At 57.1% G+C, this 13,823-nt stretch carries 10 protein-coding genes; 9 read left to right on the top strand and 1 reads right to left on the bottom strand.

Going from position 1 to position 13,823, the window contains the following annotated elements:
- The first annotated feature begins 132 nt into the window (after positions 1-132).
- Positions 133-3,372 carry an AAA family ATPase gene (locus FHT77_RS23080; RefSeq protein ID WP_183757176.1) on the top strand — a complete coding sequence of 1,080 codons (3,240 nt, stop codon included), beginning with the start codon at positions 133-135 and terminating at the stop codon, positions 3,370-3,372.
- On the opposite strand, the gene FHT77_RS23075 is transcribed toward FHT77_RS23080, so the two are convergent.
- Positions 3,367-4,935 carry a class I adenylate-forming enzyme family protein gene (locus FHT77_RS23075; RefSeq protein ID WP_183757175.1) on the bottom strand — a complete coding sequence of 523 codons (1,569 nt, stop codon included), beginning with the start codon at positions 4,933-4,935 and terminating at the stop codon, positions 3,367-3,369. The two genes, FHT77_RS23080 and FHT77_RS23075, sit on opposite strands and share 6 nt — an antisense overlap.
- 403 nt (positions 4,936-5,338) lie before the next feature.
- On the opposite strand from FHT77_RS23075, the gene FHT77_RS23070 reads away from it, so the two are divergent.
- The 8 genes from FHT77_RS23070 to FHT77_RS23035 all read left to right on the top strand — a co-directional run.
- Positions 5,339-5,632: a hypothetical protein gene (locus FHT77_RS23070; RefSeq protein ID WP_183757174.1), complete on the top strand. Its 294-nt coding sequence runs from the start codon at positions 5,339-5,341 to the stop codon at positions 5,630-5,632.
- A complete protein-coding gene (locus FHT77_RS23065; RefSeq protein WP_312859770.1) occupies positions 5,629-6,858 on the top strand; it encodes a YcaO-like family protein in 1,230 nt (409 codons plus the stop codon). The genes FHT77_RS23070 and FHT77_RS23065 overlap by 4 nt, the downstream gene beginning before the upstream one ends.
- Positions 6,842-7,924: a TfuA-like protein gene (locus tag FHT77_RS23060; RefSeq protein WP_183757172.1), complete on the top strand. Its 1,083-nt coding sequence runs from the start codon at positions 6,842-6,844 to the stop codon at positions 7,922-7,924. The genes FHT77_RS23065 and FHT77_RS23060 overlap by 17 nt, the downstream gene beginning before the upstream one ends.
- Before the next feature lie 315 nt (positions 7,925-8,239).
- Positions 8,240-9,175, top strand: coding sequence for a DMT family transporter (locus tag FHT77_RS23055; RefSeq protein ID WP_183757171.1), 936 nt, complete (start codon positions 8,240-8,242; stop codon positions 9,173-9,175).
- An 89-nt stretch (positions 9,176-9,264) separates the two neighbouring features.
- Positions 9,265-9,972 (top strand): hypothetical protein, encoded by a 708-nt coding sequence (locus FHT77_RS23050; protein WP_183757170.1) that lies wholly within the window; start codon positions 9,265-9,267, stop codon positions 9,970-9,972.
- Positions 9,973-10,058: 86 nt separating this feature from the next.
- Entirely contained in the window at positions 10,059-12,068 is a 2,010-nt protein-coding gene (locus FHT77_RS23045) for an acetyl/propionyl/methylcrotonyl-CoA carboxylase subunit alpha (RefSeq protein ID WP_183757169.1), read from the top strand.
- An 84-nt stretch (positions 12,069-12,152) separates the two neighbouring features.
- Positions 12,153-13,421 carry a hypothetical protein gene (locus tag FHT77_RS23040; RefSeq protein ID WP_183757168.1) on the top strand — a complete coding sequence of 423 codons (1,269 nt, stop codon included), beginning with the start codon at positions 12,153-12,155 and terminating at the stop codon, positions 13,419-13,421.
- Positions 13,422-13,554: 133 nt separating this feature from the next.
- Positions 13,555-13,823: alcohol dehydrogenase catalytic domain-containing protein (locus FHT77_RS23035; RefSeq protein ID WP_183757167.1), on the top strand; the 269-nt coding region annotated here is incomplete at its 3' end.

Below are 13,823 nucleotides of genomic sequence, written 5' to 3'. Positions count from 1 at the left end.
CAGCTGTCGACGTATAAACTCAAAAATGTTCTCGACGCCATTGCGCGTCAAGCAGATTCTCTCCGAGAGTAATCGATTCCGTACTATGGTGGCTAAGGCCACAGGATCTGGTTTTCGCGATTGGAGACGCCCATGTCGCTTACGCTCCGACAATGGCTCGAGCAGATAGGCTTACCGGAATATGCGGACCGGTTCGAGGAAAACAACATTGACTTCGGAGTGCTTGGATACCTAACCAGTAGCGATCTTCGCGAAATTGGGGTTAAAGCCGTCGGCGACCGGCGACGATTGATTGTTGCCGCGAAGCAGGTCGGTGCCGAACCGTCTCGGGTTGTTCCTATATCGGATCAAAGTGATCATACGGGAACAGCACCCCGCCAGGCCGGAAGAGCGGAACGACGAAACCTAGCAGTGCTCTTCTGCGACCTTGTAGGTTCCACCCATATGTCGGAACAGCTAGACGCCGAAGAGTTGCGCGACATCGTTGCCGGCTACCAATCGACGTCAGTCAGAGTGGTCCGGAAATATGGCGGGACGATAAGCCAGTTTATGGGCGACGGCGTAATGGCCTATTTCGGGTGGCCCAATGCGCGAGAAAACAACTCAGAAAGCGCCGTTCGGGCGGCGCTTGAGCTCAGCAAGGGGGTCAGAGAACTAGGGCTGTCCTCACGCATTGGAATTGCCACCGGCTCAGTGATCGTCGGCGATATTCAAGGTGACAATCTCAGCCTAAAGGATCAGGTCGTGGGCCGAACACCCAATCTTGCTGCTCGCCTGCAATCGGAAGCGGAAGCCGACACCGTTGTTGTTACCAATGAGACCCGTGCTGTGGCTGGCGAGGAGTTCGTCTATAGCGACCTTGGCCTTCGGACAATGAAGGGGATTTCATCGTCGGTAAGAATCTGGCGTGTCGATGGAATTAGGCTGCGTGGAACTGTAGAGCGCATTGCCCACTGGGACACGCCCATTTTCGGCCGCGGGGAACAACTCGATGCTTTGATGCGGCTCTGGGACGATGCAAAGATCGGCGGTCAGCGCTCTGTGCTTGTCCAAGGAGAGCCGGGGATTGGCAAGTCGCGCTTGGTCTCCGAAGTACTGACGCACGCGGAACCAGGCCGAGACTCCGTGCTGATGGAATTTCAGTGTTCACCCTTCCATAGCCACGAGCCACTGTTTCCGGTGCTCGACCAGCTGCGGCGCTCTGTCCTGCCGGAGGGAAATGTCGGCCCGTCTGCCCCGCTTCAGACGCTCGAAAGAGACGCTAGCCAAGAACGTCGTGACGCCGCCCAAGTCCTCGTCGCTCTCCTCTCAGGTGATCCGGACTTTCATTTTGCCGGACTGACGGCCAGGGGACGGAAGGAAAGGACGTTCGGTGCGATCCGGTCGGTGCTCGATACAATTTCCATGTTTCGAACACTCTTGATCGTCGTGGAGGATCTCCACTGGGCAGACCCGAGTACCCTCGAATTTTTTCAGCGGTTCATTGATGATCCTGCAAGGCGAAACACTCTCGCAGTGTTTACGTGTCGCAGTGAAGCCACGGCGCAACTGTCCGAGATGCGATTCGATGAAGTGGTTGACGTCCCGCGTCTCTCGTACGGCCAAGTGAACCAGCTGATTGAGGCCATCACAGGCAGTGCCGATACACCCGAACCGGTTCGGGCCGCCATCGCGGACCGTTCCGACGGCGTTCCTCTTTATGTTGAAGAACTCGTGAAATCCGTGATGGACGGCGATCAACCGCCTCACGCAAGCCAGGGGCGCGATCTCCATGTGACGTCCATTCCGATGACCTTGCACGACTCGCTCATCGCAAGGATAGACCGGCTACCGATGAAGATGGAAATACCACAGACGGCGGCAGCGATTGGTCGTGAATTTTCTTCCCATGTATTGAAGATAGCGCTTGGGTATCGTGGATCTGAAGTCGATAACGCATTGCGCCACTTGATCAGCGCTCAGGTCGTGAAGGCCGACCAAGGAAGGGCTGGCCATTTCGTTTTCAAGCATTCGTTGATGCGCGATGCGATATACGAAAGCATGCTCTCTAAGGCGAGGAAAGCTGTGCATTGCCAGATCGCTGTCGCCTTGGAGAACACCCATTCGGCAGGCAGGTCGCCTCACGTTCTCGCGCATCACTGGGCCTCAGGCGGGAACGATATTAAGGCGTTTGAGTACTACTCGCAGGCAGCCACCCTCGCTAAGGCAAATTTTGCGAATAAGGAGGCCATTTCGTACTTCCGGCAGACGCTCCAACACTTGCGCCTAGCGGAGGACGGTTCGAAGCCGCTCGCGGCCGACCTGAAGATATCGCTGCTTGAACAACTGAGCGAGGTGCTGTTCCTGTCGCACAATATCGACGAAGCGGAATTGGCCCTGCGCGAGGCCATGGAGCTCGCGCCAAACGAGCCCCTTCAAAGGGCCCGGCTGCTCCGAAAGCTGGGGGTAGCTCTCCAACAAGACCGAGATCGGGCGTTGCAAGTACTCGAAGAGGCGGAGCAAGTCCTCAACAAGCTCCCGGATGCTTCGACCGAAGATGCGCTACGCGAGTGGATCGAAGTTCAGCTTTCGAGATGCAACGCCAACTACTGGAGCGGCAACGGCAGCGAGATGAGCAATCTGCTGAACCGAATTTCCCCGAGACTGGATGTCTGCTCAGCCGAACAACTGGCAGAATTCTTCAATCAGTCCGTCCTCCGAGACCTGCGGCTCCAGCGATATCGCACGTCTTTGGCCACCATCAAGCATGCGCGGAACTATGCGAACGCTGCCAAGTTGACCAACAACCTGGCTACCATCTCGTCGTCGTTGTTCATCCTGGGTTTTACATATCTACACAGCAACAAACTCCGGAACGCCGAGCGCACCCTGACCAGCGGAATGCAAGCAGCTCAACGGTCCGGCCATAAGGCGATTGAGCTCCGCTGTCGTGTATATCTAAGCTTGGCGTTTCGATTGCAAGGTGAGATCGACGCCGCTGTTGCATCAGCCAGGGAAGCAATGGAAACGGCTAGGATCGAGGCGATGTCAGAATATGTCGGTCTCGCCAGTGCAAACCTTGCGTGGGGTCACTGGAGAAGAGGTCGACTGGAGGATGCCCGTTTGGAAGCGGAGCGCGCCCTCCGGGAGTTTGACAAGTCCAAAATTGCTTACCCATTTGAATGGACTGCCCTCCTGGTCTTGTTGGCAACTGCCCACGAAGACCGCGATAGGGTGAGAGCACTGTGCTGCCGTCTCTTGCGTGAGACTCAGCAAGAGTTACCAGAACGTGTACGAATAGCGGTAGAGAGACTCTCAGTGAGTTCAGAAGCCGATCAGCCAGCGATAGTTCAGCTGTTGCTTGCGTCGTGCAGAAGGCGAAACCTTCTATGACTTATCGTCTGATGACGCCTGCCTTGAGGCCGCTTCGCTGGTGAAATGCTCGATGATCGCTCGCTTTTGAATCTTCCCAGTCGGCCCCTTTGGGATTTCTGTCCAGATATCGATACATTTTGGGACCTTAAACGCGGCAATTTTATTCCTGCAAAATTCACGCAGTTCGTCTGAAGTAACGGCTTTTCCGGGAACAGTAGTTACGACTGCATGTATGCGCTCGCCGTACCGTTCGTCCGGCAAGCCTATCACGGCAACCTCGCTAACCGCAGGATGCTCAGCCAAAGCGTTTTCGACCTCAGTCGGGAAGACGTCGTAGCCCCCGCTCCTAATTCTGAACTTGGCGCGATCGCTGAGATAAACGTAGCCCGCCTCGTCTCGGCTTGCTAGGTCACCGGTATATATCCACCCATCCTTTATGACCTCAGCGTTCTTCTCCGGCGCGTTCCAGTAGCCTGAGAACTGCGTGTCGCTACGGACTATAAGCTCACCCGTCTCGCCGGGCGGAAGAGAGCGGCCATCTCCATCCACGACTTTGACATCGACGAACGGCAAAGGCTTCCCAGCGGAAGCCAGTATCTCTGGGCGAGTGGTGATGCCAAGCTCGTGATCTGACGGAAACAGCATCATCGACATGCCCATTAGCTCCGTAGTGCCGAACATCTGTAGAAACGGCCTGCTAAAAGCCTTCATGGCTTTCTTGATCGTCTTGGGAGGGAGCGGAGAAGCGCCGTAGCCGAACAATCGCATCGAACTCATGTCAGTGCATTCCAACATACTCGATTCGAGCAGCGAATTCAGCATTGTGGGAACGAGGACGACATTGGTTGTGTGTTCGCGCCCGATCAAAAAAAGCGCCTGTTCCGCCGACCAGGGCCCGACAATCACGGTGGCGGCAGCATGGAACAGGTTGCGGACCATATGCATCAATGGAACGCCGGCCGCAGGCATCGTGTGCAGCCAGCGAGTCGATGGATCAATCCCTTCCAACATGGCGGTGTATAAGATCGACTGAAGGAAGGCCCCATGCGGATAGACAGCTCCTTTGGGAAGCCCTGTCGATCCCGTAGTGTAAGCAATCATCGCAGTCGGATGTGGGGTTTGGACAAGTTCTGGCTGATCACTTTCGGCAGCGATCAGCCTTTCGTATTCACTGGCCGGTGATCCGAACTCGATAATATGCGCCTCGCCTCGGCCTGCCGGCATCGCGAACGCTGCTTTTTCCGCCTGATCAAGATAATCGCGATGAACAAAGATCACTGTAGGGGAGCAATCCGCGACAAGCGCCGCGATTTCCGGCTGAGTGAGACGAGGGTTCAGACCAACCCTTACCGCTCCGATCTTCATGCATGCACCGAATGTCTCCGCGACCTCGATGCAGTCGGCTGACAGTATAGCGACGCGATCACCGGCGGTAGCTCCCAAACGACGCGTAGCGAAGCCTAGTGCATCAGTACGGGAATGGAATTCGTGCCAACTGCGACGCCGGTCCGCTTCAACGAATGCGTCCTTGTGGCCCCAATATAGACCGTTGCGACGGATCAGTTCCCCAAAAGTGAGCACACTTCCTCCCATTTGAAGGCCAGCTTCTCGTTCATTTCACGTGGCGCTATGCCGAAGCAACATGGTCAATCGCTGCAAATGATGAGACATCGAGATTTATATTAGATAGGCGAAATGTAGTACTTGCCAATCGCAGCTGTCGGGCGCAATCTCAGGATACTCAACGTGAAGACGTGCGCAAGCCAAGCATAGTCTAAGATTCCAACCGCTTGTTACAGTGCGTGGAAACGACTACCGAAAGTAGTGCGAGGCGAAGCATCTCGAAATAGACTGCGCGTTGATCTAAGGCAGTAGCCCGTTCAACCCGGTAATCTTTGACGTTTCATCCGATTTTGGAATCCCCTTTGACAATACGAGCGATGCTCAAGATCAGTATCAAGGTTCGCAAGGGAGAGAGGAAGCTATGTCTCAAGATGAAAACAACGAAAGCTTTAACCACGATCTTATAATCGCCCACGATGATGGAACCGTGCTGCTTATTCCACGGGGTGTTTGGGACCGTGACGCCTATCGCATCGACACGGCAACGTTCTGGTCCGATGAAGGTTGGGAGGTTGTTCGCGATCTTCTGCAGTGTGGCGTATTGCTCGCAGCCGTTCCCAACAAACTTCCACCAGGTAAGCCAACGCCTCTTGGCACCTGCTGGCTCGTGAACATAGAAGGCTTGAAACAGTCTACAAAGTTCCATGTTCGGTGACGACGGAAGCTATAGAAGCGCGGTCATGTACTCGCTCCATACGCGAGATACACCCGGCTGAGACCCTGGCCAGGATGGTTCCTTTCTTGCGCGAAATCGGTGTTTCGCGCATAGCCGATATTACTGGTCTCGATTCCATCGGATTGCCTGTTGCTGTCGCCTACAGACCAAGCGCTCGTTCGCTTGCAACGTGTCACGGCAAAGGCGGAACACTGACCGAGGCGAAGACTTCCGCCGTGATGGAGGCACTTGAACGCCACTGCGCCGAGAACCCCAAAATCGATCTGAGATATGCATCTTTCAATGAACTGTTCGATGAAGGCCGAGTGGTTGATTTGGATATCCTGCCCAGAATCTTTGAAGCGCTTCCGTCCAAAAACCGGCGCACGCTGTGGACCAGCGCGACAGGCATGATCAGCGGTGAGAAAATATGGGTCCCATTTGAGACAGTTCATCTGGACTATGCCCTACCGCTTCCGGCAAACCTTGAATGCTTGCTGATTGGGTCGGGAGGACTGGCATCTGGGAACACGATCAAGGAAGCTGCGGTCCATGCGATAGCCGAATTGATCGAGAGGGATGCCCTCACCTTGTGGCGGTCCAGAGGCCCGGGGGTACCGGCAACGGCCGTCGATTTGGAATCGGTCAATGACCCGTGGTGCTTTGACGTGCTGAACACACTCCGCCGGTCTGGCACGAGAACCGATGTGTGGGATATGACGAGTGATCTTGGCGTACCTGCGTTCTTTTGCGAGATACGGTCCGATCATTGCACTTCCCGGAGCGTGGGTCCTGCTGCCGGCAGCGCATGCCATCCGATAAGTGTGATTGCGCTGGGGAAAGCAATTCTAGAGGCAGTCCAAAGCAGATTGACGATGATTTCTGGAACGCGGGATGACCTGACACGTGAAATGTTCCTGCACGGCCCTCCACGGCCCCCATCTAACGAAGCAACAACCCGCGCAGCCAAGGCCTTTGCCGACATTCCAAGTGCTCCGGATTTCGCCAGCATCGACGACGCGCTCGACCACCTCTTGGAAAGAATGAAACTTGCTGGGATCGACGAGCCTCTTATGGTTGATCTATCCCATAGCGGCATTCCTGCTGCAGTGGTGCGTGTTATTGTGCCCGGGCTTGAAGGTTCGTGCGACGCGCCCGGTTATGTAGCGGGAAAACGTGCGAGGCAATTGGTCGCCTTCGGAGGTGGCGATGGCCACCACAACTAACAAAGTACCGGTGTTTGTGGGCCCATCGCTTGGACGTGATCGTCCGGCATATCACGGTGTCGATTTCGACTACCGCCCGCCTGCCGCGCAAGGGGACGTCATAGCGGCTGCCGTCGATGGTCCAAGAGCCATCATTTTGATCGACGGCTATTTCGAGCACGTGCCTGCAGTACACCACAAGGAGATATTGTGGGCGATTGATAATGGAATTGCGGTATATGGGGCTGCTTCAATCGGGGCTCTCCGCGCCGCAGAATTGAGCCGCTTTGGCATGGTCGGCGTAGGGATGATCTTCGAGTGGTTCGAGTCGGGAGAGCTCGAGCGCGACGACGAAGTCGCGTTGGTCCATGGACCGGAGGAACTATACTATGAGCCGCTTTCGGAGCCACTCGTAAACATTCGATCGACCTTGTCATCTGCTGTGTGTTCCGGGGTGGTCGAGAACGACTTTGCCGACTTCTTGATTGATCGCGCCAAGTCGACCTTCTATCCAGAACGTAGCTTCCGGCGACTGTTGGGCGGGCTGGATCGCAAGGCAGATCGCGCCGGCGCAGAGAGGTTGGCAAGCTGGTTGCCGAGTGGACGGTTGGATCAAAAGCGAATCGACGCGATGGCATGCCTCGATCGAGCGACCGCCGATCTTCAGCAGTTGTCTAGTGAGAACCGACGTGCGAGTTCGGAATTCGTCTTTACGGACGCTTTTGCGCAGCTTGTACAATGCACAGCAGCAACAATGCCGCTCGGGAACAGCAGTGCCGATGGCTTGATCCAGTTGTGTTCGCATACGGCCGCGGGGTTAACCGCATCAGCTGCCATAGGCGCGGCTGCTTTGGCGATAGACCGGGCTACCCAGGGTCCAGTCCCTGTTCACTCGCTGAGTGAGGCCGTCAACTGCTTCCTCGAGCAAGTGCCACAAGCAGATATCGGACCTTGGATGAAATCCCGCAATCTCGATATCGAGACTTTGTCCCGCATGCTGGAGGAGCTGGCTCGGGTCGAACGATCCTCTGATGAAGCGGAAAAGTTGATTCACAGACTAGTTCATTCCAGACTTAAAATGAGTTAGCACCTTCCGCTCGTGGGCGAGAGGCTCGCGAACCCCGCATTTCCGTCAGTCACTTGGGTTCGCAATTTTGTTCGGATTGGTGCACCAACCAAACTTTCGATGGTCTCAAGAGCTGTGTTCTTATTTCAGCTTCCGTTGAAAATGATTCATCTACAACGAATTTGGATAGATTCCTGACACGCTTATGATCTGCCGCCCGAGGAGCAGTTTTCCCGATCGTGGGCGGTCGAGCGATTTGGTTTCGTCGCCAGATGCTCCCTTCACCAAGCGGGCAACTTTCGGTATAGCCGCCTGAACCCAAATAGAATCTCACCGATGCGAAATTCCCCGGAACACCAAAATCCTCTGCAGGGCATGGCCCTGATGGCTGGCGCTATGCTCGTGCTGCCGGCGATGGATGCAATTGCCAAATACATGGCGACCTTCGAGTCCATGTCGCCCGGCCAAGTGACGTTCTACCGGTTCTTTTTCCAGCTGGTCTGTACGCTTCCGTTTCTGTTCGTAATCTTCGGTCGCAAGGCGCTGCATGCAAAGCGACCCTGGATGAATCTGTTGCGGGGCATCCTCCATGGCGCAGCCAGTCTGCTTTTCTTCGTTGCCGTGAAATACATGCCGCTTGCGGATGTGTTTGCGATCTATTTCGTCGAGCCCCTGATGCTCACCGCACTCTCGGCAATCTTCCTTGGCGACAGGGTCGGCTGGCGCCGGTGGATGGCGATTGTCGTCGGGTTTGGTGGCGCGATGATCGTCATCCAGCCGAGCTACGAGATCTTTGGCCTCAAGGCGCTCCTACCCGTTTTCTGCGCGTTTCTCTATTCGCTTTACCTCTTCCTGAACCGCGCAATCGGGAACGCCGATTCGCCGCTGACGATGCAGACCATGGCGGGCATTGGCGGCACGGCCTTCATGGCGGCGGCCCTGATGGTGGGCAATGGGCTCGGAGTTGGTGATTTCCAGCTTTCCCTGCCCTCCTCCGCGTTAGCTCTCGCTTTGCTGCTGATCCTTGGGACGATTTCTGGCTATGCCCATATGATCATCGTACGAGCTTTCCGGCTGGCGCCTCTGTCGCTGCTTGCACCCTTCCAATATTTCGAGATCATCTCTGCGACGGTGCTCGGCTATGCGCTGTTCGGCGACTTCCCGAACCTTTCGAAGTGGATCGGCATCGCGATCATCGTCGCATCAGGCCTCTTCATCATCTGGCGGGAGCGCCGAGCAGGCGCCACCGTTAAAAATGTCGTGACCGATTGAGCACGGCGTTAACACTGCTTATTGAGGGATCATCAATTCGCTCGCGGTAGAACGGCCTTCGGCCTCATGATGAGGTTCTGGAGACAAAAATGAGCGAATTCCGTCTCGCTTTTCCGGCCTGTGTGATTGCCGGGAAGCATCGGCTGACGGCCGAAGATATCAGTCTGTTGCGCAAGCACACCTTCCCGGAAGGGATACGTACCTCGGACGACGTGGTCGCGATGCTGGCGCTGAACAATTCCTGCCCAGAGAAATGCCCGGAGTGGAACTGCTTCTTCGTCGAGCAGCTCGCGGATTTCATCGTCAATTACACCTACCCGCAGGGGTCTCTCGACGAGATAAACGTGGCCTGGCTTATGCGCATGGTCTCGACCGACGGCGTGGTCAACTCGGCCCTTGAGCTAGAACTGGTTCTGCACGCAATGGAGATTTCCGCGAATGTGCCGGATGAACTTCGCGCCTTCGCGCTCGATCAGCTGCGTCTCGCACTGACAGAAGGCATTGGCGGCTACAAGCTGTCGCGCACAGTTGACCGCAAAGGCATCACCCGCCAGGACATCGACTATGTGACGCGGGTTCTCCGTGGCTCAGGCGATGCTGGCGTCATCCATGCTCAGCCGCTGACCTGGAGCGTGCTGATGCAAATCGCCGAGGAAACGCTCCCAGCCGGAAATCATCCGCGTTGGGCTGACATCCTTGCGGCGCTCCATCTCGTCGAGTATGCCGGGCCCCCACGGCGAAGCCGCTGGCTGAGGATCGTCGACGATACCTTCGGAAGCGAAACTGCCGTCGCCTGACATCCACTGATATTCTTTCCGCCGATTGTACGTTCCGGGGTTTTATGCGTAAAAACTCCGGAACGCATGTTTTGGGTGGAGTCTTCATGTTCAAGAAAATCCTGATCGCGAATCGCGGCGAGATCGCTTGCCGCGTCATCAAGACCGCGCGCCGCATGGGAATTGCGACAGTTGCGGTTTATTCGGATGCGGATCGGGATGCTCTCCACGTGGAAATGGCGGATGAGGCCGTTCATATCGGTCCCGCCGCAGCTGCCGAAAGCTACCTCGTGGCGGACAAGATCATCGCCGCGTGCAAGCAAACTGGCGCGCAGGCGGTTCATCCCGGCTACGGTTTCCTCTCCGAGCGGGCGTCGTTTTGTGAAGCGCTGGAGAAGGAAGGCATCGTCTTCATCGGTCCGAAGCCGAAAGCGATCATGGCGATGGGCGACAAGATCGAGTCGAAGAAGTTCGCCAACGCCGCCAATGTCTCCACCGTTCCTGGCTATCTCGGCGTGATCGACGATGCGCAGCACGCAGAGAAGATTGCTGCCGAGATCGGCTATCCCGTTATGATCAAGGCATCCGCCGGCGGTGGCGGCAAGGGCATGCGCATCGCTTGGAGCCAAGCGGAAGTGCGCGACGGTTTCGATCGGGCGCGTTCCGAGGCGAAAAGCTCGTTCGGCGACGATCGCGTGTTCATAGAGAAATATGTCGTCGAGCCCCGTCACGTCGAGATTCAGGTGCTTGCGGACGCACATGGCAACGTCGTCTATCTCGGGGAGCGCGAGTGCTCGATCCAACGCCGTAACCAGAAGGTCGTCGAAGAAGCGCCCTCGCCTTTCCTAGATGCTACGACACGTGCGGCGATGGGCGAGCAATCTGTGGCGCTCGCCCGCGCGGTGGACTATCAGAGCGCCGGCACGGTGGAGTTCATCGTCGATCGCGACCGGAACTTCTATTTTCTGGAAATGAACACACGCCTGCAGGTCGAACACCCGGTGACGGAACTGGTCACTGGCATCGACCTGGTCGAGCAAATGATCCGCGTCGCGGCCGGTGAAAGGCTTCCGTTCGCGCAGAGCGACATAAAGCTGAATGGCTGGGCAATTGAGAGCCGGTTGTATGCCGAGGATCCCTATCGCAATTTCCTGCCCTCGATCGGTCGCCTGACGCGATATCGTCCGCCTGCCGAAGGCCGGTCCGGGAACGCTATCGTGCGCAACGATACGGGTGTCTTTGAGGGCGCAGAGATTTCGATGTACTACGACCCGATGATCGCGAAGCTCTGTACCTGGGCGCCGACACGCCTGGAGGCGATCGAAGAGATGGGCGAGGCATTGGATGGCTTCGTTGTCGATGGGATCGAACACAACGTCCCCTTCCTTGCGGCACTGATGAAGCACCCCCGCTGGCGTGAGGGACGTCTGTCGACGGGCTTCATCGCCGAGGAGTATCCGAACGGATTTTCCCCCGCGACGCCGGATGCCGACCAAGAGGGCTTTCTCGCGGCAGTCGCACTTTCGGCGTCCCTGATCGAGTCCAGCCGCAGGGAGCGCTTCGCCGATCGATTGCGCGCCCCATTCGGCGCTAGCCGGGAAGAATGGACAGTGAGGTTGGGCGACAGCTATGTGGATGCACGTCTGGCGGACGGTCTCGTGACAATTCCATTCGACATGGATATCGAGATCGGAGGCAAGGTTTCGAACATTGTCACTGATTGGCGACCTGGCGACGCCGTTTGGCGCGGCAAGATCGCCGGTCAAAGCGTAATTGCGCAGATCCGCCCGGTTCTCAACGGCCTTCGGCTGGACTGGCAAGGCATATCGCTGAAAGCCAAGGTGCTGACGCGGCGTCATGCCGCACTTGAGAAGCTGATGCCGGTCAAGCTTCCGCCGGATACGTCGAAGCTCCTGCTCTGCCCGATGCCCGGACTCGTGGTCTCGATAGCCGTGTTCGAAGGCCAGGAAGTCAAGGCAGGTGAAACGCTGGCTGTCGTCGAGGCCATGAAAATGGAAAACGTGCTGCGCGCGGAACGCGATCTTGTCGTCAGTAAGATAAATGCCAAGCCGGGCGAGAGCCTGGCGGTCGACGCGGTGATCCTCGAGTTTGCCTGACACGGTCGCCGCGGCAGTTAACTTTTGTTAACCGCCGGCTGCCTATGGTGAGCCCCCTGGCAGGATGCCGGGCGGAGGTAGCGAATGACGGCGCTCCAATCGGCAATCCTTTTGCTGATCATAAATTTTGGCCTTCTCTGGCTTTTGATGCGCGCTCCGCTTGGGCGCAGAACAATCCGCCTCAGCCGGCTCTATCAATGTGCTCCCGATACATTGTGGAAGGCGATGAATCCCGCCGGTCCTGATGCTTCCTGGCACCATTCGGTGATCAGCAGTCGCGCGCTTGTTGATCGCGGCGGCGTTGTGGAGCAGATCTATCGGCATCTCGACAAGAACGGCGCCCCGTCGCGCAGGCTCATCGTCCTCGAGCCATTGCCGCGCGTTGCGACGAATGCGCATGGGTTCCAGTCGCGCATCATCGACGACAGCACGGTGGATCCCGCGTTCTGGAATTACTACCGGGAGCGCCGCATCATTCGGCCGACACCCGAGGGCGCGCTGCTGGAAATCGAGCAGACCGACCGTTATCGCGGATTGGCCTTTCTCCTGTTTCGCTATTTTGTTCTCCGCCGTGAAATAAAGGCGTTGGACGGATGGTTGAAAACGGGTGAGTCTTTGCCGCAGGGCTATTTCGAATTGCCCTTGGTGCAAGGTGGACTTGCGGTTCTGTCGACGTTGCTGCTGTGGCCGTTCTTCGGGCTCAATGCCGGTGGTCTGATGCTCTCGACCTTCCTGACGTTGGTGATTGCGTTGCATGAGCTTGGGCACATGGCGGCCTACCGTATGTTCGGCCACGCATCCGTGAGGATGATCTTTGTGCCCTTTCTGGGCGGCGTCGCCATCGGCGGCAGGCCGTACCGGTCGCTATTCGAAGTGGCGACCTGCGCGCTGATGGGCGCAGGCATGTCAGCGTTTCTGGTGCCGATTCTTGCGGTTGCCACGCAGCTTTCCGAAGCGGGATTGCTGCCTTTCGCATCGCGCGCGCCCCTGCTCGTCTTCATTCTGATCCTCGGTGCCTTCAATCTGCTGAATCTGCTGCCGATGCATCGTTTCGACGGAGGTCAGGTTCTCCGGCAAATCTTCCGTGCGAGAACGTCGCAGATCGCCGCCAGTTTCGTCGTGACAGTGTGCATCCTCGGGATCGGGTTCGAGATCGGTCTGCCTGCGAAAATGCTGACGGTCGGTCTGCTCGTCTTTACGCTGGTCAGCCTCGTCAGTGGCGGCTCTGTCAAGCCGCGCCAGATGCTCGAAGAGATGAAGGATGGCGAGCGTATGCTGGTTGCTTTCGGTCTTTACGCGGCGATTGCCGTTCATGGCTATGCCATTATTTTCGCAACCGAAAAGCTCTTCTGACGCAAGCTGTGCAGTGGCTGACGCAATCAGTCCATTCGAAGCTGAAACGTCCATTCAAGGACAGTTTTTCCTTGAGCCTGCCGCGCCGCGCATGCAAAGGTCCGTGCAATCAAATCAGCAGGAGACACTCGACATGGACGTTCGCGCCGCCGTTGCCGTTGAGGCTGGCAAGCCTTTGGAAGTGATGACCGTGCAGCTGCAGGGACCGCGGGCTGGCGAAGTGCTGGTCGAGGTGAAGGCGACCGGCATCTGCCACACCGACGACTTCACCCTGTCGGGCGCCGATCCGGAAGGCCTGTTTCCGGCGATCCTCGGCCATGAGGGTGCCGGCATCGTCGTCGATGTCGGCCCGGGGGTGACCTCGGTCAAGAAGGGTGACCACGTCATTCCGCTCTATACGCC

Source organism: Rhizobium sp. BK181, from assembly GCF_014193305.1.
In the GTDB taxonomy this organism is placed as follows: Bacteria; Pseudomonadota; Alphaproteobacteria; order Rhizobiales; family Rhizobiaceae; genus Rhizobium.
The sequence above is the reverse complement of the archived record's forward strand: the minus strand, read 5'-3'. Positions and strand labels throughout refer to the sequence as shown.

Bases quoted from the DNA above. Each gene is read 5' to 3' on its own strand.
- FHT77_RS23080 (WP_183757176.1), top strand. From the start codon at position 133: ATGTCGCTTACGCTCCGACAATGGCTCGAGCAGATAGGCTTACCGGAA.
- FHT77_RS23070 (WP_183757174.1), top strand. From the start codon at position 5,339: ATGTCTCAAGATGAAAACAACGAAAGCTTTAACCACGATCTTATAATC.
- FHT77_RS23060 (WP_183757172.1), top strand. From the start codon at position 6,842: ATGGCCACCACAACTAACAAAGTACCGGTGTTTGTGGGCCCATCGCTT.
- FHT77_RS23055 (WP_183757171.1), top strand. From the start codon at position 8,240: ATGCGAAATTCCCCGGAACACCAAAATCCTCTGCAGGGCATGGCCCTG.
- FHT77_RS23050 (WP_183757170.1), top strand. From the start codon at position 9,265: ATGAGCGAATTCCGTCTCGCTTTTCCGGCCTGTGTGATTGCCGGGAAG.
- FHT77_RS23045 (WP_183757169.1), top strand. From the start codon at position 10,059: ATGTTCAAGAAAATCCTGATCGCGAATCGCGGCGAGATCGCTTGCCGC.
- FHT77_RS23040 (WP_183757168.1), top strand. From the start codon at position 12,153: ATGACGGCGCTCCAATCGGCAATCCTTTTGCTGATCATAAATTTTGGC.